The organism is Streptomyces sp. NPDC020983, from assembly GCF_044333485.1.
Taxonomy (GTDB): Bacteria; Actinomycetota; Actinomycetes; order Streptomycetales; family Streptomycetaceae; genus Actinacidiphila.
The window spans coordinates 91,853-111,547 of record NZ_JBIRRA010000003.1; the positions used below are offsets into that span (position 1 = coordinate 91,853).

At 75.1% G+C, this 19,695-nt stretch carries 19 protein-coding genes; 6 read left to right on the forward strand and 13 right to left on the reverse strand.

The features are described from left to right. Positions 1 to 35: 35 nt before the first annotated feature. On the reverse strand, positions 36 to 1,292 hold the full coding sequence (locus ACH4SE_RS06790) for a geranylgeranyl reductase family protein (protein WP_398542230.1): 1,257 nt from the start codon (positions 1,290 to 1,292) through the stop codon (positions 36 to 38). A gap of 152 nt (positions 1,293 to 1,444) precedes the next feature. Between ACH4SE_RS06790 and ACH4SE_RS06795 the strand changes: the two genes are divergently transcribed. Continuing rightward, positions 1,445 to 2,806, forward strand: coding sequence for a dipeptidase (locus ACH4SE_RS06795; protein WP_398542231.1), 1,362 nt, complete (start codon positions 1,445 to 1,447; stop codon positions 2,804 to 2,806). A 45-nt stretch (positions 2,807 to 2,851) separates the two neighbouring features. Here the strand turns inward: ACH4SE_RS06795 and ACH4SE_RS06800 are convergent, their stop codons facing one another. Together ACH4SE_RS06800 and ACH4SE_RS06805 are read right to left on the reverse strand one after the other, a co-directional pair. Next, the gene (locus tag ACH4SE_RS06800; RefSeq protein WP_398542232.1) at positions 2,852 to 3,916 is read right to left on the reverse strand and encodes an NUDIX domain-containing protein; all 1,065 of its coding nucleotides are present in this window, start codon (positions 3,914 to 3,916) and stop codon (positions 2,852 to 2,854) included. 23 nt (positions 3,917 to 3,939) lie between these two features. Next, positions 3,940 to 4,506 (reverse strand): winged helix-turn-helix transcriptional regulator, encoded by a 567-nt coding sequence (locus ACH4SE_RS06805; protein ID WP_398542233.1) that lies wholly within the window; start codon positions 4,504 to 4,506, stop codon positions 3,940 to 3,942. A 139-nt stretch (positions 4,507 to 4,645) separates the two neighbouring features. Between ACH4SE_RS06805 and ACH4SE_RS06810 the strand changes: the two genes are divergently transcribed. Beyond that, a complete protein-coding gene (locus ACH4SE_RS06810; RefSeq protein ID WP_398542234.1) occupies positions 4,646 to 6,094 on the forward strand; it encodes an MFS transporter in 1,449 nt (482 codons plus the stop codon). Between the two features lie 99 nt (positions 6,095 to 6,193). On the opposite strand, the gene ACH4SE_RS06815 is transcribed toward ACH4SE_RS06810, so the two are convergent. After that, on the reverse strand, positions 6,194 to 7,162 hold the full coding sequence (locus ACH4SE_RS06815) for an ROK family protein (RefSeq protein WP_398542235.1): 969 nt from the start codon (positions 7,160 to 7,162) through the stop codon (positions 6,194 to 6,196). A gap of 239 nt (positions 7,163 to 7,401) precedes the next feature. Between ACH4SE_RS06815 and ACH4SE_RS06820 the strand changes: the two genes are divergently transcribed. Continuing rightward, the gene (locus ACH4SE_RS06820; RefSeq protein WP_398542667.1) at positions 7,402 to 8,388 is read left to right on the forward strand and encodes a LacI family DNA-binding transcriptional regulator; all 987 of its coding nucleotides are present in this window, start codon (positions 7,402 to 7,404) and stop codon (positions 8,386 to 8,388) included. Between the two features lie 13 nt (positions 8,389 to 8,401). Here ACH4SE_RS06820 and ACH4SE_RS06825 read toward each other — a convergent pair whose 3' ends face one another. From ACH4SE_RS06825 to ACH4SE_RS06860, 8 genes are all read right to left on the reverse strand, one after another. Beyond that, positions 8,402 to 9,649 (reverse strand): DUF6986 family protein, encoded by a 1,248-nt coding sequence (locus ACH4SE_RS06825; protein WP_398542668.1) that lies wholly within the window; start codon positions 9,647 to 9,649, stop codon positions 8,402 to 8,404. Positions 9,650 to 9,829: 180 nt separating this feature from the next. Next, on the reverse strand, positions 9,830 to 10,792 hold the full coding sequence (locus ACH4SE_RS06830; RefSeq protein WP_398542236.1) for an electron transfer flavoprotein subunit alpha/FixB family protein: 963 nt from the start codon (positions 10,790 to 10,792) through the stop codon (positions 9,830 to 9,832). 90 nt (positions 10,793 to 10,882) lie between these two features. After that, positions 10,883 to 11,668: an electron transfer flavoprotein subunit beta/FixA family protein gene (locus ACH4SE_RS06835; RefSeq protein ID WP_398542237.1), complete on the reverse strand. Its 786-nt coding sequence runs from the start codon at positions 11,666 to 11,668 to the stop codon at positions 10,883 to 10,885. Between the two features lie 246 nt (positions 11,669 to 11,914). Continuing rightward, positions 11,915 to 12,241 (reverse strand): thioredoxin family protein, encoded by a 327-nt coding sequence (locus ACH4SE_RS06840; protein ID WP_398542238.1) that lies wholly within the window; start codon positions 12,239 to 12,241, stop codon positions 11,915 to 11,917. A gap of 20 nt (positions 12,242 to 12,261) precedes the next feature. After that, complete coding sequence (locus ACH4SE_RS06845) at positions 12,262 to 12,858, reverse strand: transglutaminase family protein (RefSeq protein WP_398542239.1); 597 nt, start codon at positions 12,856 to 12,858, stop codon at positions 12,262 to 12,264. 58 nt (positions 12,859 to 12,916) lie between these two features. Next, positions 12,917 to 14,038, reverse strand: coding sequence for a threonine aldolase family protein (locus ACH4SE_RS06850; protein ID WP_398542240.1), 1,122 nt, complete (start codon positions 14,036 to 14,038; stop codon positions 12,917 to 12,919). Continuing rightward, positions 14,017 to 14,775: an SDR family NAD(P)-dependent oxidoreductase gene (locus ACH4SE_RS06855; RefSeq protein WP_398542241.1), complete on the reverse strand. Its 759-nt coding sequence runs from the start codon at positions 14,773 to 14,775 to the stop codon at positions 14,017 to 14,019. Before ACH4SE_RS06855 ends, ACH4SE_RS06850 begins: the two co-directional genes overlap by 22 nt. Positions 14,776 to 14,798: 23 nt before the next feature. Further along, a complete protein-coding gene (locus ACH4SE_RS06860) occupies positions 14,799 to 16,196 on the reverse strand; it encodes a DUF6421 family protein (RefSeq protein ID WP_398542242.1) in 1,398 nt (465 codons plus the stop codon). A gap of 224 nt (positions 16,197 to 16,420) precedes the next feature. Between ACH4SE_RS06860 and ACH4SE_RS06865 the strand changes: the two genes are divergently transcribed. Next, complete coding sequence (locus ACH4SE_RS06865; RefSeq protein ID WP_398542243.1) at positions 16,421 to 17,089, forward strand: glycerophosphodiester phosphodiesterase; 669 nt, start codon at positions 16,421 to 16,423, stop codon at positions 17,087 to 17,089. 21 nt (positions 17,090 to 17,110) lie between these two features. On the opposite strand, the gene ACH4SE_RS06870 is transcribed toward ACH4SE_RS06865, so the two are convergent. Beyond that, positions 17,111 to 17,644 carry a GNAT family N-acetyltransferase gene (locus ACH4SE_RS06870; protein ID WP_398542244.1) on the reverse strand — a complete coding sequence of 178 codons (534 nt, stop codon included), beginning with the start codon at positions 17,642 to 17,644 and terminating at the stop codon, positions 17,111 to 17,113. Positions 17,645 to 17,966: 322 nt separating this feature from the next. On the opposite strand from ACH4SE_RS06870, the gene ACH4SE_RS06875 reads away from it, so the two are divergent. Then, on the forward strand, positions 17,967 to 18,515 hold the full coding sequence (locus ACH4SE_RS06875) for a DUF5134 domain-containing protein (RefSeq protein WP_398542245.1): 549 nt from the start codon (positions 17,967 to 17,969) through the stop codon (positions 18,513 to 18,515). Between the two features lie 123 nt (positions 18,516 to 18,638). Next, positions 18,639 to 19,577, forward strand: a complete 939-nt coding sequence (locus tag ACH4SE_RS06880; protein WP_398542246.1) for a M56 family metallopeptidase — start codon at positions 18,639 to 18,641, stop codon at positions 19,575 to 19,577. Positions 19,578 to 19,695 lie beyond the last annotated feature (118 nt).

Genomic DNA, 19,695 nt, shown 5'->3' on the forward strand with positions numbered 1-19,695 from the left:
GGCCGCCGGGAAGCGGCCGCGCGTGGCCGGAGGTGTCAGGCCCGGCTGAGGCTGTCCAGCGCACGGCGGGCGACGGGGTGGGTGCGGACGATCTCGGCGAGCGAGCGCTTGCCGCTGGTGATGCCCGCGAAGGCCCGCCAGGCGGGCGGGAAGGTGGTGAGCGCCGCGTGGAAGAGCCCGGGCCGCTGCTCGAAGACGCCGAGCAGCCTGCGCCCGACGCCCATCTCGACCCCGAGGCCCGCCTTGACGGCGAAGGCGTAGTTGAGCGCCTGCCGCCGGGCGTCGACCGCGTCGTGCGCCTCGGCGATGCGGACAGCCCACTCCCCCGCGAGCCGCCCGGAGCGCAGCGCGAAGGAGATGCCCTCGCGCGTCCAGGGCTCCAGTAGCCCGGCCGCGTCCCCGCAGACCAGCACCCGGCCGCGGGACAGCGGCGAGTCGTCGGCGCGGCAACGGGTGAGGTGGCCGGTGGAGACGCTGGGTTCGAATCCGGCGAGCCCGAGCCGGGCGATGAAGTCGTCGAGGTAGCGCTTGGTGGCGCCCCCGTCGCCGCGGGCCGAGATGACGCCCACGGTGAGGGAGTCCCCCTTGGGGAAGACCCAGCCGTAACTGCCGGGCAGCGGGCCCCAGTCGATCAGCACCCGGCCGGCCCAGTCCTCCGCCACGGCCGGCGGGACGGGGATCTCCGCCTCCAGGCCGAGATCGACCTGGTCGAGCTTGACCCCGACGTGCGCTCCTATCCGGCTGGCGCTGCCGTCGGCGCCGATGACCGCGCGGGCGTAGACGATCTCCTCGTCGCGTTTGCCGGAGGCACCGCCGCCGCTCGCGCCGACGACGACCGCGACCGTGCGCCGGTCCGGGACGCCCGGACCGTGCTGCTCGACGCGGGAGACGGTCACGCCGGTGCGCACCACGGCGCCGGCCTCGCGGGCTGCGTCGACGAGCGCGGCGTCGAACTCCGGGCGGTTGATGAGCCCGAAGAGCATCTGCCGGGAGCGCTTGGTCCTGGTGCGGCGGCCGTTGAGGCTGAAGGTGACGGCGTGCACCCGCTCGCGGAGCGGGAGTTCGAAGCCGGGCGGCAGCGCGTCCCGCGAGGGGCCGATGATGCCGCCGCCGCAGGTCTTGTACCTGGGGAGTTCGGCCTTCTCCAGCAGCAGGACCCGCCGTCCGGTGACCGCCGCCGCGTGCGCCGCCGACGCTCCGGCGGGACCCCCGCCGATCACCGCGACGTCCCAGACCGCCGGTGTCTCCCCGTCCTGCGCTCCGCTGTCCTGCGCCGCCCGCTCACCGCTCACGTCTTGATCCGCTCCCGCTCGGCCCGTCCGTCACCCCTGCTCAGGGCATCCTATTGCGCCCGCCGGACCGGATCTGCTGTGGCACCATCGGCAGCGACCGTCGTGTGCACCACCGAGCGCCGCGACCCGCCGATTCCTACGAGGAGCAGCCCATGACGTCCGTTCCGCTGTCCGAGACCGTGGCCTCGCTGATGCCCCGCGCGCGTACCGAACTGGCGGAGCTGGTCTCCTTCGCGTCGGTCGCCGACGAACGCCAGTACCCGCGCAGCGGGAGCGAGAAGGCGGCGGCGTGGGTGGCGGCGGCACTGCGCGGCGAGGGCTTCCAGGACGTGGCGCTGCTGGACACCCCGGACGGCACGCAGTCGGTCTACGGCGTGCTGCCCGGCCCTGACGGCGCACCCACGGTGCTGCTCTACGCGCACTACGACGTGCAGCCGCCGCTGGACGAGTCGGCGTGGCTGACACCGCCGTTCGAGCTGACCGAGCGCGACGGGCGCTGGTACGGCCGCGGCGCCGCCGACTGCAAGGGCGGCGTGCTCATGCACCTGACGGCACTGCGGGCGCTCGCCGCGCAGGGCGGCGTGCCGGTCACCGTCAAGGTGATCGTGGAGGGTTCGGAGGAGCAGGGCACCGGCGGCCTGGAGCGCTACGCCGAGGCGCACCCCGGCCTGCTGGCCGCGGACGCGATCGTGATCGGCGACGCGGGCAACTTCCGGGTCGGGCTGCCGACCGTCACCTCGGTGCTGCGCGGCATGGCGCAGCTCGAGGTCCGGGTGGCCACCCTCGAAGGCAACCTGCACTCGGGCCAGTTCGGCGGCGCGGCGCCGGACGCTCTGGCGGCGCTGATCCGGATGCTCGACTCGCTCCGCGACGCGTCCGGCGCGACCACGGTCGCCGGGCTGGACGGCTCGGGCACCTGGGCCGGCCTGGAGTACCCGGAGGAGGACTTCCGGCGGGACGCCAAGGTGCTCGACGGCGTCGAGCTGGTCGGTACGGGCACGGTCGCCGACCGGCTCTGGGCCCGGCCCTCGGTGACGGTGATGGGCATCGACGCCCCGCCGGTCGTCGGCGCGACCCCGTCGGTGCAGGCCACCGCGGGCGCCCGGGTGAGCGTCCGGGTGCCTCCGGGCATGACGGCCGAGCACGCCGCGGCGGCGCTGGAGGAGCACCTGCGGGCGGCGGCCCCGTGGGGCGCGCACGTCGAGGTGAAGCACTGCGGCAGCGGCCAGCCGTTCCGGGCCGACACCGGCAGCCCGGCGTACACCGCGATGGCCGAGGCGATGCGGGAGGCCTACGGGCAGGAGATGGCCGTCGCGGGGCAGGGCGGCTCGATCCCGCTGTGCAACACGCTGGCGACGCTGTACCCGCAGGCCGAGATCCTTCTGATCGGGCTGAGCGAGCCGGAGGCCCAGATCCACGCGGTCAACGAGAGCGTGTCCCCCGAGGAGCTGGAGCGGCTGTCGCTCACCGAGGCGCTGTTCCTCCGGCACTACGCGGCCTCGAAGGCGTCGTAGACGCGTGTCCCCGCCCCGCCGGCGTGCGGGGCGGGGTGTTCCGGCTCACCGCACGGGGTGGCCGGCCTCCAGGTTGAGCGGGCGTCCCTGCTCGCGGGCGCGCAGGGCCCAGCGCAGCCGGTCGAGCCGCACGGGCGGCAGCAGGCCCGCGGCCTCGTCCTCGGTGACGAAGCGCCAGTCGCGCAGCTCGGCCGGGGGCAGCAGCAGCCGGCCGATGTCGGCGGCCGGCACGCGCCCGCCGTCGAAGAGCAGCCGCATCCCGCCGTGCCCGGTGGGATGCGGCGGTTCCCAGTCGACGACGAGGAGTTCCAGGCCGCCGGTCAGCTCGATGCCGAGCTCCTCGGCGACCTCGCGGTGCCCCGCGGTGGCCGGCGACTCGCCCCGCTCGACGACCCCGCCGGGGAATTCCCAGCCGGACTTGTAGGTGGGGTCGACGAGCAGCACCCGGTCGGCGTCGTCGAAGAGCAGCACGCCGGCCGCGACCGTCTCGGCCCGCGGCTCGGGTGTCTGGACGATCCCGCACGCGCCTTCGCCCCGGGCGAGCGCCTCCGCGATCCGCAGAGCCGTCTGCCGCGGCGTCAGCCCGGCGGTGGCGACCACGCAGGCGTCCCGGGCGAGCCAGGGCAGCGCGTCGAGGTAGTCGGGGACGCGTTCCTGCGCCCTGCGGCGGGCCGCCTCGTCCGCAGGCGCGCGGCGGGCTCGGGGCGGGCTGCCCGCGGTGGGGTCGCGGTCTTCGGCGCGGGACGCGATCCGGCTGCGCAGGATCGTTTCTCCGGGATCCAGCACGATATGTCTGACCTCGATCCCGCGCGCCGCCAGACCGCCGAAGATCTCGTCACGGAACTCCTGCCTCAGCAGTGCCATCGGCACCACGAGCACCCCGCCGACCTCGGCGAGCAGCCCCGCGGCGGCCTCGACCACCAGCCGCCGCCAGAGGGGGAGCTCCTGGCAGTCGGCGACCTCCTGGAGCCGCTTCTCGGGCAGCAGCTGCCGCAGGCAGCCCGTCAGGACGTCGGGGTCGTACAGGGTGCTTTCCGGTATGAGGTCGAGCAGTTCGCGCGCGGCGGCGCTCTTGCCCGCTCCGAACGCCCCGTTCACCCAGATGATCACGGTGCCCCCTTCTCCGTCGACCCCTACGAATTGCCCGGATCCTCGGCACCGGCAAACGCGCCGGCCCCGCGCAGCGGCCGCAGCAGCCGGTGGGGGGCGGCGAGCGCGGCGGCGACCGGGTCGGAGCGGTGCGGGCGCCCGTCGGGGTCGGGGGTGCGCATCTCGACGTCCGGCGGGGGCACCTGCGCGAGGGCGCAGTGCGGGCAGCCGCCGGTCATGTCGAGGCGGGTGCCGCAGGCGGCGTGGTGGAAGGTCCTGCTCGGCCCGCTCCCGGCCACGTGCTCGCCGCCCCACCGGATCAGCGCGTGCAGCGGCGGCCACAGCCCGATCCCGGCATCGGTCAGCACGTAGTCGTAGCGCGGGGGCGCCTGCTGGTAGGCGACCTTGCGCAGCACCCCGGCCTCGGTGAGTGCGGCGAGCCGGGCGGTGAGGACGGCCCGCGGGATGTCCAGGTGGACCAGGAAGTCGCTGAAGCGGCGCACCCCGTAGAAGGCGTCCCGCACGATCAGCAGGCTCCAGCGCTCCCCGACCACCTCCAGGGCGCGCGCGAGGGAGCAGTCCTGCTTCGCGTAGTCCGTACCGAGTGCCATGGGGCCAGCGTACCGCCGGGCCACCCTTTGAGTTCGGTGAACAGACTCACGTGTTACGCTGCGGCGGCGCTTGAGTTCAGTGAACAGACTCACACCCACCCGCATCCCGCGGACCCGACCGCACCCAGCGGAGGAACCCATGAAGGCCCAGGCCGCACCCCGCACCCCCGCACCGCCCGCCGCCGCACCCGCCCCACCGCCGCGCCGGTCCGCGGAGCCCGCACCGGGCGCCGGGACCACGCTGGCGGCCGTCGGCCTCGGCACCCTGCTGACGCTGATGGCCTTCACCGCCCCCGCCACCACGCTCGCCGCCACCGCCCGCGGACTGCACTGCGGGCCCGTCGCACAGACCTGGATGCTCACCGGCACCCCGGTCGGCCTGGCCGCCCTGCTGCTGACGATGGGCAGCGTCGCCGACGCCCGCGGTCGGCGTCGTACCTTCGCCGCCGGCACCCTTCTCCTCCTGGTGTCCACCGCGCTGGCGGCCGCCGCACCCGCCACCGGCGTCTTCCTGGCCGCCCGCATCCTCCAGGGCGCCGCGAGCGCCGCCGTCCTCGCCGCGGGCCTCGGACTCGTCGCCGCGACCCACCCGTCAGGCCCCCAGCGGGTACGGGCGCTCGGGCTGTGGGGCGCGACGGTCGGCGCGGGGGTGGCCGTCGGCCCGGTCTACGCCGCGCTGCTGACACAGGCCTGGGGCTGGCGCTCGCTCTACTGGGGCCTGGCCCTGCTGGCGCTGCCGGTCGCGGCGCTCACCGCGGGCGTCCCCGAATCGCGCGCCGCCCGCCCCCGGCGGCTGGACCCGGCGGGGGCGGCCACCCTCGGCGCGGGAGTCGGCGCCCTCGTCGCGGGCTTCGGCGAGAGCCGCGGCGGCTGGCTGCACCCGGCGGTCCTGGTGCCGGTCGGCGCGGCCGCGGTGGCGCTCGCCGCCTTCGCGGCCGTCGAACGCCGGGTCGCCGAGCCGATGCTGGACCCGGCACTGTGGCGCAGTCCCGCCTTCCTCGCCTCCGGCCTCGGCGCACTGGCCAACGGGCTCGCGCTGGTCGGGGTGTTCAGCTACCTGCCCACCATCGTGCAGGGCGTGCTCGGCACCGGCGCGGTGGCCACCAGCATGCTCTTCCTGGTCTGGTCGGGCCTGTCGGCGGTGTCCGCCCTGCTGGCCCGCCGGCTCGCCCCGCACCTGGGCGCCGCGGCGCAGGCGGCACTGGGCCTGGCGGTGGCCGGGGCCGGGCAGGCGGCGCTGTACGGCCTGCACGCCGGCGGCTCGTACGGCCGGATGTTCCCGGCCCTCGCGGTCGGGGGCGTCGGCAGCGGCATCCTCAACGCCGCGCTCGCCCGGCTGGCCGTCTCCAGCGTTCCCGCCGACCGCGGCGCGATGGGTTCGGGCGCCAACAACACCGCGCGCTACGTCGGTTCCGCGCTCGGCGTCGCGCTCACCGTCTCGGTGGTGACGGCCGCGCACGGCAGCTCGCCCGCCGCCGCCCTCGCCGCGGGCGCCAACCACGCCTTCCTGCTCAGCGCCGCCGCCTGCCTGGCCGGCGCCGCGGCCGTCCTGCTGCTGGGCCGGCGCGCGGCCCGTGCGGCAGCCTGAGCGGGGCTCCGGCCGGGCGGTCCGGCCGCGGCCGCCCCTCGCGGCCGGCGGGCCGCGCTCCGCCGGTCTGCCGCGAGCCGGTCCCCTCCGGCCGTCGCGTCAGCCGCCGACGAAGCCCGCCAGGCCCAGTCCCTGGGCCGCCGCGGCCGCCGCGCCGACCAGGCCCGCGTCGGTGCCGAGCTTGGCCGGGACGACGTCGACGCCCGCGGCGAAGGACAGCGTGGCGTAGCGGGCGAGGTGCTCGCGCAGCGGGTCGAAGAGCACCGGGCCGGCCCCGGCCACCCCGCCGCCTATGACGGCGACGTGGATCTCCACCAGCGTCGCGGTCGCGGCGATGCCGGCCGCGAGCGCCTGCGCGGCACGGTCGAAGGACGCCACCGCGAGCGGGTCGCCGGCCCGGGCGGACTCGGCGACGGCCGCCGCGGTCGGCGGCGTGCCCGCGGGCGGCGTCCAGCCCGACTCCACCGCGCGGCGGGCGATGTTGGGGCCGCTGGCGAGCCGTTCGACGCAGCCGCGGGAGCCGCACGGGCACGGGTCACCGTCGAGGTCGACGCTGATGTGCCCGATGTGCCCGGCGTTGCCGGTGGGCCCGGGCAGCAGCGCGCCGCCGAGCACCAGCCCGCCGCCGACGCCGGTGGACACGACCATGCACAGCGCGTTGTCGTAGCCGCGGGCGGCGCCCTGCCAGTGCTCGGCCGCGGTCATCGCCACGCCGTCCCCGGCCAGTACCACCGGCAGCCCGCCGGCCGCCTCGGCGGCCCGGGGGACGAGCGGGAAGTCCCGCCAGCCGGGCACGTTGACGGGGCTGACGGTGCCGTGGACGGCGTCCACCGGCCCCGCGCTGCCGATCCCGAGGGCGACGGCCGCGTCCCACTGCGGTGCCGCGCGCAGCTCGCCGACCACCTCCGCGACGGCCCGCATGACCGTCTCGCCGTCCCGCCCGGCGGGCGTCGGCCGCAGCGACCGCGTGACCAGGCGGCCGTCGGTGTCGACGAGCGCCCCGGCGATTTTCGTACCGCCGATGTCCAGTGCGGCCACGAGTGGACCGGTCACGCCGTGCAGGTGCATGCTTCGGGGTCTCCTTCGGTGTCGTGCGGGATCGCACAGGTCTCCTGCGAGGTGCCGCGGGGTCGCCGTGGCGAGGCGGCGCGGTCGCGGTACCGGGGATCACGCCGGCCCGGCCGCCGGGGTTCCGCGGCGGCGGGCCCGGGGGTAGTCTCGCCTGATCGTGACAACGTTGTCCATCTCTTGCCGCAGGGAATACTACGACCGTGACCCAAACTCCTGGACGAGTCCCCCGGCCCACCATGAAGGATGTCGCCGCGCGCGCGGGCGTCGGCCTCAAGACGGTGTCCCGGGTGGTGAACGAGGAACCGGGCGTCACACCCGACACGACGGCCCGCGTCCAGGCCGCCATCGACGCCCTCGGCTTCCGGCGCAACGACAGCGCGCGGCTGCTGCGCACCCGCCGTACGGCCAGTGTCGGCCTGGTCCTCGAGGACCTCGCCGACCCCTTCTACGCCGCGCTCAGCCGCGCCGTGGAGGACGTCGCCGGTGCGCACGGGGCGCTGCTGTTCACCGGGTCGAGCACCGAGAACCCGCGCCGTGAGCAGGAGCTGGTCCTCGCGTTCTGCGCCCGCCGGGTCGACGGCCTGGTCGTGGTGCCGGCCGGGGACGACCACCGCTACCTGAGCCCGGAGATCGACGCGGGCGTGGCCACCGTGTTCGTGGACCGCCCCGCCGGCCGTATCGACGCCGACGTCGTCCTCACCGACAACGCGGGCGGCACCCGCACCGGCGTCGCGCACCTCATCGCGCACGGTCACCGCAGGATCGGCTTCATAGGCGACCAGCCCGGCATCCACACCGCCGCCGAGCGGCTGCGCGGCTACCGCGAGGCGATGGCCGACGCGGGACTGGCCGTCCGCCCCGAGTGGTACGCGATGGGCCCCACCACGCCCGAGCGCGTGCAGGCCGCGCTGGCCGTGATGCTGTCGGGGCCCGAGCCGGTCACGGCGCTCCTCGCGGGCAACAACCGCGTCACCGTGTCCGCGGTGCGTGTGCTGTCCGGCCGTCCCGAGCGCATCGCGCTGGTCGGCTTCGACGACTTCGAGCTGGCCGACCTGCTCGACCCCCCGGTCACCGTCGTCGCCCAGGACGCCCCGGGCCTCGGGCGGACGGCCGCGCAGCTGCTCTTCCGCCGGCTGGACGGCGCGGAGGAAGGGACCAGCCGTGTGGAACTGCCCGCCCGGCTCGTCCCGCGCGGTTCCGGCGAGATCCCCCCGTCCTCCTGACGCGGGCGGCGGTTCAGCGCCCGGCCAGCGTGTCCAGTTCGGCCCGGGCCAGCCCGGTGCGCGCGGCGACCTCGTCCGGGTCCAGGGCGCCGTAGTCCAGACCGCGCAGCAGGTGGCCGCACAGCGCGCGGGCCGTCGCCGGCTCGTCCAGCACCGCACCGCTCCCGGCCCCCGTGCGCACGTAGGCCGCGAGTCGCGCCGCCGTGGTGTCGAGGTCCTCCCGGCAGAAGGCGTAGACGGCGGCGTAGCGCGTGGGCAGGTGCGCCGGGTGCATGTCCCAGCCCTGGTGGAAGGCGCGGGCCAGTGAGCGCCGCACCAGCCGGTAGTGGAGCCGCCAGGCGGCGTGCACGTCCTGCGTGGCGCCGACCGGCAGGACGTTGGTGGAGCCGTCGGAGAGCCGCACGCCGGTGCCCGCGGCGGCGACCTGCATGACGGCCTTGGCGTGGTCGGCGGCCGGGTGGTCGGGTGCCTGGTGGGAGGGGCCGACCCCGCAGGCGGCGCTGTAGTCGAAGGTGCCGTAGTGCAGCGCGGTGAGGCGGCCCGCGGCGGCGTCGACGAGGCGCGGGACCGTCGCGGTGCCGTCGGGGCCCAGGACGGCCTGGGGCGTCTCGATCTGGATCTCGAAGCGGATCCGGCCCGCGCGCAGCCCGGCGGCCCGCTCGAACTGCCCGCACAGCTCGGCCATGGCGGCCGCCTGGGCGGGGAAGGTCACCTTGGGCAGCGTCACCACCAGCCCGTCCGGCAGCCCGCCGGCGCCGAGCAGCGCGGTCAGGAAGACGTCGAGGGTCCGGATGCCGCGGTCGCGTACGGGGGCCTCCAGGCACTTCATCCGGATCCCGGCCCAGGGCGGCGCCCCCTCCCGCTCCGCCAGCTCCGCGACGGTCCGGGCGGCGGTGCGGGCGGCCGCGTCCTCCTCCGCGTCGGGCCGCGAGCCGTAGCCGTCCTCGAAGTCGATGCGCAGGTCCTCCACCGGCTCCCGGAGCAGCTTGGCGCGGACCCGGTCGTGCACCTCGGCGGCGAGCGCGGCGGGCAGTCCCAGCACCGCGCCGAGGGCGGCGGCGTCGGGGGCGTGGGCGTCCAGCGCGGCCAGCGCCCGGTCGCCCCACTCCCGCGGGGTGCCGGGGTTCGCGGCGTCGGCGGGTACGTAGACGGTGTGGACGGGCTGCCGGGTGCCCGCGTCGCCGGGGTAGCGGCGGGCGAGTTCGGCGTCGGTGGCCGCGAGCGAGGCGCCGGCACGGGCCACGTCCGCGTCGCTGAGCATCCTGCCGGCCGGCTCCGTCACAGGCGCCACCTTCCCCGTACCGGTCGACGTCGTGTCCCTGGATCGACGAGGTGACGCTAACCGGGGCGTCCGGCCAGGTCAACACCGCGCCGGCACGCCGCGGCCCCCGTGCGCGCGGGGCGTACGGGGGCCGGAACGGTGGCGGCCGGTGACGGCGGTTCAGCCCTTGCGGGCCTTGATCTCCGCCGTGAGCTGCGGGACGACCTGGAAGAGGTCGCCGACCACGCCGTAGTCGACGAGGTCGAAGATCGGGGCCTCGGCGTCCTTGTTGACGGCGACGATCGTCTTGGAGGTCTGCATGCCGGCCCGGTGCTGGATGGCGCCGGAGATGCCGTTGGCGATGTAGAGCTGCGGGGAGACCGACTTGCCGGTCTGGCCGACCTGGTTGCTGTGCGGGTACCAGCCGGCGTCCACCGCGGCGCGCGAGGCGCCGACGGCCGCGCCGAGGGAGTCGGCCAGCTCCTCGATGAGCGAGAAGTTCTCGGCGCCGTTGACGCCGCGGCCGCCGGAGACCACGATCGCGGCCTCGGTCAGCTCCGGCCGCCCGGTGGACTGGCGCGGGGTGCGCGAGACGACCTTGGTGCCGGTGGCCAGCTTGCCGAAGGCGACCTCCAGCGGCTCGACGGTGCCGGCCGCCGGAGCGGCCTCGACGGGCGCGGAGTTGGGCTTGACGGTGATGACCGGGACGCCGCGGGTGACACGCGAGCGGGTCGTGAAGGCGGCGGCGAAGACCGACTGGGTCGCGACCGGGCCGTCCTCGCCCGCCGTCACGTCGACGGCGTCGGTGATGATGCCGGAGCCGAGCCGCAGCGCGAGCCGCGCGGCGACCTCCTTGCCCTCCGCCGAGGACGGGATCAGGACCGCGGCCGGCGAGACGGCGGCGGCGGCCGCCTGCAGGGCGTCCACCTTGGGCACGACGAGGTAGTCGGCGAACTCCGGGGCGTCGGCGGTGAGCACCTTGACGGCGCCGTGCTCGGCGAGCACCGGGGCCGCGGTGTCGGCTCCGGCGCCCAGGTGGACGGCGACGGGGTCGCCGATCCGGCGGGCCAGGGTGAGCAGTTCGAGAGTGGGCTTGCGGACGGCGCCGTCCACGTGGTCGACGAGGACGAGGACTTCAGCCATGGGTGCGTTCTCCTGCGGAAGAAAGGGAGTCGGGGGCGGGCGGGAGCGCGTGGCCGGGCCCGGGCGGTGTGCGCCGGACACGGCCGTCCGTCAGATGAACTTCTGCTCCGCGAGGTAGGCGGCGAGCTGCTTGCCGCCCTCGCCCTCGTCCTTGACGATGGTGCCGGCGGTGCGCGGGGGGCGCTGCGTGGCGTCCTGCACCGCGGTCCAGGCGCCGGCGTGGCCGACGTCGGCCGCGTCGATGCCCAGGTCCGACAGGTCCAGGGACTCCACCGGCTTCTTCTTGGCGGCCATGATGCCCTTGAAGGAGGGGTAGCGGGCCTCGCCGGACTGGTCGGTCACCGACACCAGGGCGGGCAGCGACGCCTCCAGCTGCTCGCTCGCCGCGTCGCCGTCCCGCCGCCCGGTCACCTTGCCGTCGGCCACCGCGACCTCGGACAGCAGCGTGACCTGCGGGATGCCGAGCCGCTCGGCGAGCAGCGCGGGCACCACGCCCGCGGTGCCGTCGGTGGAGGCCATGCCCGTCACGACCAGGTCGTAGCCGATGTGCTCGACGGCCTTGGCCAGCACCAGCGAGGTGCCGATGACGTCCGTGCCGTGCAGCTCGTCGTCCTCGACGTGGACGGCCTTGTCGGCGCCCATCGACAGCGCCTTGCGCAGCGCGTCCCTGGCGTCCTCGGGGCCCACCGTCAGCACGGTGATCTCCGCGTCGTCGGCGGCCTCCGCGATCTGCAGCGCCTGCTCGACGGCGTATTCGTCCAGCTCCGACAGCAGTCCGTCGACCGCCTCGCGGTCGGTGGTCAGGTCATCGGCGAAGTGACGGTCGCCGGTGGCGTCGGGCACGTACTTCACAGCGACTACGATCCTCAAGCTCACGCCTGCTCTCCTACTGCTTCGTCCTGCACGTCTTCGTCAACTGCCCCGGCAGCGCCCTGGCAAGTGCCCCGGAACTGGCAGCATAGGCGCCAGTGGCATCGGCTCCCCGCCGCGTACGGCACGCGTCGCGGCAAGTCCCCTGCGGTTATATTACTCGCCAGTACACAGACTGCGCCGCCCCTTCGCAAGGCCCGCGACTGTGACCTGCCCGACGCCCGCCCGGCGAAGAGGCCGTGCGGACGCCGCTCAGACCGCGGCCCCGAGCGCCGCGATCACGTCGGCCCTGCGCGGCTGGCCGGCAGCACGGCGCACCACCGCGCCGTCCGCGTCCAGCACCAGCACGGTCGGCGTCCTCTCGATCCGCAGCCGCCGCACGAGGCCGAGGTGCGCCTCGGCGTCGATCTCCACGTGGCCCACCCCCTCGACCATCGCCGACACCTCGGCCAGCACGCGCCGGGTCGCCCGGCAGGGCGCGCAGAAGGCGCTGGAGAACTGCACCAGGGTGGCCCGCTCCCCCAGGGGCCCGCCGAGATCGGCGGCGGTCAGCCGCCCGGCGTCGTCCGTGGCGCCCATGCGCGTCCTCCTCGGGGCAGTCAGGGCAGTTCGGTCGGCAGCACGATCCGCGAGCTGTCCGGTGCCGCCCGCAGACATTCCACCACCTGCGGCAGCGGTGCCACGTGGACGGTCGGGTAGTCGCACTCCCCCAGGTGCGGGCGCACGGGGAAGGCGAGCTGCTCCACGTCGAGGGAGAAAGCGGCCCGCACCCCGGGTTTGTTCCCGCGGGCGTCCAGCCTGCTCCAGCGGTCCGTGCCCGGCAGCCGAAGGGCGATCAGGCCGTGCAGGGCGGGATCGGACCCGTCGTCCTCGGTGAGCCGCTGGTAGCACAGGCCCGCGGGGATGCCGCGGGCCCGCAGCAGGGCGACGAGGGCGTGCGACTTGGCGTAGCAGATCCCGTTGCGCTGGGCCAGTACGTCCGACGCCCGCCACGTGACGCGCGGGTCGCCCGAGTCGAAGGAGTGCGGGATCATGTCGCGCACGTATTCGAACGCCGTGTGCGCATATTCATGCAGGGTGTCCGCGTCCTCTGCGAGCAGGGCCGCCGTCTCGACCACCACCGGGTCGTGGTGGTCGATGACGTCGTCGGCTGCGAGGAAGGCGGAAAGGTCGTCGGTCTCCGGGATCGGTTCCATGGGCAGACCCTAGAGAGCCATCGGCCATCGATCAATCAATTTACCCACTACCGCATATCTATCCACGCATCGCGGCCAGCTCCTCCGCGACGGCCGCCGCGAAGCCGTCCACGTCCGCCTCCGTGGTGTCGAAGGCGCACATCCACCGCACCTCACCGGTCGACTCGTCCCAGAAGTAGAAGCGGAAGCGCTTCTGCAGCCGTTCGGCGGCCTCGCGCGGCAGCACCGCGAAGACCGCGTTCGACTGCACGGGCCGAGTGACCCGCACGCCCTCGATGCCGCGCACGGCCGCCTCCAGCCGGCGGGCCATCGCGTTGGCGTGCGCGGCGCTGCGCAGCCACAGGTCACCGGCCAGCAGCGCCTCGAACTGCACCGACACGAAGCGCATCTTGGACGCCAGCTGCATCGAGGCCTTGCGCAGGTACGGCAGCCCGCGCACCTTCTCCGGGGCCAGTACGACCACGCACTCGCCGAACAGCAGCCCGTTCTTGGTGCCGCCGAAGGAGAGGATGTCGACGCCCGCCTCGGTGGTGAAGCGGGCCGGCGGCACCCCGAGGGTCGCGGCGGCGTTGGCGAGGCGCGCCCCGTCCATGTGCACGGCCAGGCCCAGCTGGTGGGCGTGGTCGCAGATCGCCGCGACCTCCTGCGGTGTGTAGCAGGTGCCGAGTTCCGTGGTCTGGGCGATCGACACGACCTGCGGCCGCGCACGGTGCTCGTCGTCGAAGCCGTACGCCTGCCGGTCGATCAGCTCGGGGGTGAGCTTGCCGTCCGGAGTCGGGACCGTGAGCAGTTTCAGGCCGCCCACACGCTCGGGCGCGCCGCACTCGTCCACGTGGATGTGCGCGCTCTCGGCGCAGATCACCGCGCCCCAGCGCTCGGTCACCGCCTGGAGGCCGGTCACGTTGGCGCCCGTGCCGTTGAAGACCGGGAAGACCTCGGCGGCCTGGCCGAAGTGCGTCCGGAAGATCTCCTGGAGGGCGGCGGTGTACGCGTCCTCGCCGTAGGCGACCTGGTGGCCGCCGTTGGCGAGCGCCAGCGCCGCCAGCACTTCCGGGTGCACGCCCGCGTAGTTGTCGCTGGCGAAACCGCGGACGTCCGGGTCGTGCCGGCGCACGGCGTCGGTGGGAGGCACGGGACCGGCGTTGCCGGAGGTGCCGGTCACGGTTGGGGCGTCAGCCACTGGCGGGTCCCGTTCACTTCTGCTGCGTTGCGGTTCCACTGCGTCGCGATCGCCTCGGCGAGGTAGGTGACGTCGGTGAAACCCGGGAAGGTCGACTGCGGGCGCTCGGCCCGCAGCGCGTCGTGCACCAGCGCCTTGATCACCAGGACGGTGGCGGCCGCGGTGGGCCCGTCCTCGCCGCCGAGACGGCGGAAGGAGTCACCGAGCGCGAGGGTCCAGGCCTCGGCGGCGGCCTTCGCGGCGGCGTAGGCGGCGTTGCCCGCGGTCGGGCGGCTCGCACCCGCCGCGCTGACCAGCACGTAGCGGCCGCCGGGGCTGCGCATGAGCCCGTCGTGGAAGGCCAGCGAGGTGTGCTGGACGGTGCGGACGAGCAGCTGGTGCAGCACGTCCCAGTCGGCCAGCTCCGTCTCCGGGAAGGACGCCGAGCCGCGCCACCCTCCCACCAGGTGCACCAGGCCGTCGACCCTGCCGTGGTCCTTCTCGATCCGGCCCGCCCAGTCCTGGGTGGCCTCCAGGTCGAGCAGGTCGACGATCTCGCCGGTGATGTCGGCGCCGCCGGCGTCGTAGCGCGCCGCGTCGACCGCCTCGGCCAGCCGCTCGGGGTCGTGGTCGGCCGCCACGACGTGGCCGCCGGCCCGCGCGAGCCGCTGCAGCACGGCCCGGCCGGCCGGGCCGCCCGCGCCCGCCACGGCGATCACCGCTCCGTCGAGACCGCCGGAATACGTGTCGGTCGTCATCTCCGCCTCCTCGGCCGCACCGGTCACGCGGCGCTCCGCACCAGGCCGGCACCGGTGATCCCCTTGGTGGAGGCGATCGTGTCGCGGAGCTTCCTGGACAGGGCCTCGTAGAACATGCTGAGCGGAAACTCGTCCGCGAGCACGTCGTCCACCAGCTTGCGCGGAGGAAGAGACAGGTCCAGGGCGTCGGGTCCCTTGGCCCAGACCGAGCCGGGGTGCGGCGAGAGATAGCTCGCGACCAGGTCGTACGCGGCGAACCAGTGCACGAGCTTGGGGCGGTCGATGCCGTCCCGGTACAGCGTCTCGATCTCCTCGCAGAGCTGGTTGGTGACCTGCGGTGCACGCTCCCAGTCGATGTGCAGGGTGTTGTCCGTCCAGCGTACGGCGTCGTGCTTGTGCAGGTAGGCGAAGAGCAGCTGTCCGCCGAGTCCGTCGTAGTTGCGGACCCGTGCGCCGGTGACGGGGAAGCGGAAGAGGCGGTCGAAGAGGATCGCGTACTGCACGCCCAGACCCATCGGGTGGCCCTCGGCCTGCAGCTGGACGGCCGCCCGGAAGGTGGTCAGGTCGCAGCGCAGCTCCTCCAGCCCGTACATCCAGAACGGGGCCCGCTGCTTGATCATGAACGGGTCGAAGGGCAGGTCGCCGTGGCTGTGGGTGCGGTCGTGGATCATGTCCCAGAGCATGTACGTCTGCTGCGCCAGCTCCTGGTCGGACACCAGCCGGGCCGCCTCGGGCGGCAGGTCGAGGCCGAGGATGTCCACGGCCGCCTCCGTCACCATCCGGAAGCGGGCGGCCTCCCGGTCGCAGAAGATGGCGCCCCAGCTCCAGCGGGCCGGGGGCTTGCGCACGGCGACGGTCTCCGGGAAGAGCACCGCGGAGTCGGTGTCGTAACCGGGTGTGAAGTCCTCGAAGACGATCGGGACGAACTGCGGGTTGTCGAAGCGCGTGCGCTCCAGCTCGGCGATCCACTCCGGCCACATCACGCGCAGCGCGACGGCCTCCAGGTTGCGGTCCGGATTGCCGTTCTGGGTGTACATCGGGAAGACGACGACATGGCGGCGGCCGTCGGTGCGCCCGGCGGCGGGCTGGAAGGCCAGCAGCGAGTCCAGGAAGTCCGGGACGCCGAAGCCCTCTTCCGCCCAGCGGCGCAGGTCGGCGGCCAGCGCGCGGTGGTAGGCCGCGTCGTGCGGGAGCAGCTCGGTGAGCCGGTCCACGGCGCCGGCGATCCGGTCCACGGCCTGCGCCGCGTCCGTGCGGCCGGGCGCGTCCTCGGCGTCGAAGTCGATCGACCCGTCCTTGAGCTGCCACGGCCGGACGGTCTCGACGGCCTCCTTCAGCTCGGCCCACACCGGGTGCCCGATGACGTCGTCACCGGATATCCCCTGAGCAGGTGCCGCCCTCGACGAAAGAATGTCAGCCATGACCGCTCCCTCACAGGAAAAATTGCCGTACCGACACCGTATCCGCGACCTTGTTCCGGCTTCAAGCGGACGAAGAGGCGATCCTCCGGCGGGAGCGCCGAACAGTCGCTTTTCCTGCGGCGGATGACCCGTTTCGTCCGGTCTCCTTCCGGAATCCCTCCGGCACCGCCGATGCGTCGCGGCGTCGTCGGCCCCGCGCCGTCCGCGCGGCCTAGGCTGCGGTCATGAGCTTCCTCACTGTCGGTCACCGCGGGGTCATGGGCGTCGAGCCGGAGAACACGCTGCGGTCCTTCCGCCGCGCCGAGCAGGCGGGACTGGACCAGGTCGAGCTCGACCTGCACCTGAGCAAGGACGGCGCGCTCGTGGTGATGCACGACGCGGACGTGGACCGCACCACGGACGGCAGCGGGCTCGTCCGGGACCTCACCCTCGACGAGATCCGCGCGCTGGACGCCGGGCTCGGCGAGCGGGTGCCGGTCTTCGAGGAAGTGCTCGACGCGGTGCGCGGCCCCGTCCAGGCCGAGATCAAGGACACGGCGGCCGCCCGGGCGCTCGCCGCCACGCTGCGCGAACGCGGCGCCACCGGCCGGGTCAGCGTGCTGTCCTTCCACGACGAGGCCCTCGCCGAGATCCGCACGCTGCTGCCCGGGGTACCGACGGTGCTGGTCGCGGGCAGGTCCGGCCCGGACGTCGTCCCGCGCGCCCAGGCCGTCGGGGCGCGCCTGGTCAGCCTCGACCTCACGCACCTGACCCTGGACGTGGTCCGCCGCTGCCACGCCGCGGACATCCGGGTCATCGCGTGGACGGTGAACACCGCCCAGGACTGGGCGCTCGCCCGCGCCCTGGGCCTGGACGGAGCCGTGACCGACCTGCCCGCCGAACCGGCCGCATGACGGCCGGGCCGGGCCCCGGCCTCAGAGCTTCTTGGTGAGCAGCTCGAACTCGAGGTCGTCGCGGGTCGGCAGGCCGAACCGCTCGTCGCCGTACGGGAACGGGCTCGTCTGCCCGGTGCGCCGGTAACCGCGCCGCTCGTACCAGGCGATCAGGTCCTCCCGGACCGAGATCACCGTCATGTGCATCTCGGCGACGCCCCACTCCTCACGGGCGAAACGCTCCGCCTCCGCGATGACGGCCTTGCCCAGCCCGTCGCCCTGCAGCGTGGGCCGCACGGCGAACATCCCGAAGTACGCGTGCGCCCCGCGGTGGTCCAGCTGGCAGCAGGCCACCAGCTCGCCGTCGCGCTCCACCGCGACGAGCCGGCTGCTCGCGCTCTCGATCACCGCGAGCACGCCCTCGGGGTCGGTGCGCTGCCCGCCGAGGATGTCCGCCTCCGTCGTCCACCCCGCCCGGCTGGCGTCCCCCCGGTAGGCGGACTCGATCAGCGCGACCAGCGCGGGAACGTCTGCGGCGGTCGCGGGGCGAAACCTCGGTGAGGCGGTGGTGTCCATGACCCCGCAGAATATCCCGCCGCTCCCGGCCACCACCCGGCCCCCGGGGCCCGCGGGCCGCTCCGGAGCGCCCCCGGTGGCCCGGCTCCGGCCCCGGGTGTGCGGCGGGCACCGCGGGGACACGAGCGGCCTTTCCCGGCCGGCGGTCCGGAACGCACCAGGGCGCCCCTCCGGCCCGGGGCTCCCGGCGGGCGGGGGCCGGCGCGAAAGGAGTGGGCTCACGCCGGGGGACGCCTCCGTGCGCTCGGGTGTGCGCCGCCGGGCGCGGGCAGCTTGCTGGGGGGCCGCCGGTTCGGGCGGGAGCCCGAGGGGGGTGGACGCGGTGCACGGACCGCCGGTGGTCGCGTGGTTGCTGGTGGCGCTCAGCGCCACGACGGCACTGTCGTGCGTGCTGCGCCGCGAGGCGCGGACGGAGGCGCTGCTCGGCGCGGGCATGGCGCTCATGGCCGTCCCGCTCTCCGCGTACGAGCCCCCGCGCTGGGCCCCCGCGGTGCTCGCCGTCGTCTTCGCCGGCACCGCGGTGCACGCCCTCCGGCCCTCCGCGCACCGCGCGGCCACGCATCGGGTGCACCACTCCGTGTGCGCGGGGGCGATGGTGTACATGGCGGCCGCCTCGGCAGGTGCGGGCGGTGCGCACGCGGACCACGCGGGGCACGCGGCGGGGGGCGCCGCGATGGGCACTCCGGTGCTGACGGGGCTGCTGCTGGCGTATTTCGCCGGCTACGTGCTGCGCGCGGGCACCCGCCTGGCCGCCGCGGACCCCGCCGCGCCGGCCGGCGGCGCGATACGCCTGCGGCACGCCCCGGAGGTGGCGGCGGCGTGCCGCGCGGCGATGGCGATGGGCATGTTCGCGATGCTGCTGACGATGTGACCGGCGCTCCCGCGGAGCGTGGGAGCCTTGGGACGCCTGGGGCGCACGATGTTGCGTGAGTGATACGTCACATCGTGTGCGGGCCGCACCCGCGGCCCGCCGCCCGCTCCTAGGGTGATCGTCATGACGGTCCCGTTCGTGCTGCTGGTCCTGGGGGCACTGACGGCGGCGATGGCGCCGCGCCTGCTGTCCCGTGCCGAGTGGCCGGGACGCGAGCCCGTGCTGGCCCTGTGGGTGTGGCAGTGCGTGGTCGCCGCCGTGCTGCTGTGCTGCCTCTCCGCGCTGGCCCTGACGGCCTCGGCCGCGTGGGCGGCGGTGCGCGGCCATGTGTTCGCCTTCGCACCGCACGGCGTGGTCGACGCGTACGGGCTCTCGGAGTACGGCCGCGGAGCGGCGGCGCTGGCGGTGACGCTGGCGCTCGGCGGCTTGTGGACGGTCGCCATGCTCACCCGGGAGGTCCGCGGGGCCCGCGGCAGGCGCCGGCAGCGCCGGGCGGAGCTGCGGGTGCGCTCGCCCCGGCTGCCGGGCGAGGAGGTGCCGCCCGGCGAGCGCCTGGTCGTGCTGGAGGACCCGCGGTCGGACGCCTGGTGGCTGTCCGGCGCGGAGCCGCAGCTGGTGATCACCACTGCGGCCCTGCAGCGGCTCAAGGGCCGGCAGCTGGACGCCGTGCTGGCGCACGAGCAGGGGCACATGCGGGCCCGCCACGACGTGCTGCTGCACTGCGCGGGCGCGCTCGCCGGCGGCTTCCCGCAGGTGCCGGTCTTCGCGGCCTTCCGCGACCAGGTGCACCACCTGGTCGAACTGGCGGCGGACGACACCGCCTCACGCCGTGTCGGCCGGCTCACCACCGCGCTGGCACTGGTGGAGCTGAACGAGGAGCGCGGGGTCTTCGGCCCGGCCCCGGCCGCGCTCGCCGCGCTTCCCGGCCGGGTGCGCCGGCTGCTGGACCCCGCGCCGCGGCTGCCGCTGGCGCGCCGCGTGCGGATGAGCGCGTACGCCCTGCTCGTCCCCGCGGTGCCGCTGCTGATCGCCTTCGGCCCCGGCCTGAACGCCCTGACCTGATGGGGGCGCCCGGAAGGGCGACGGGCGCCGTCCCGGCGATCCCCCGCGTCGCCGGGACGGCGCCCGTCCCCGATACCCCGTGCGGACCCTGGTCCGGCGGGATGCGCTGAGTATATTG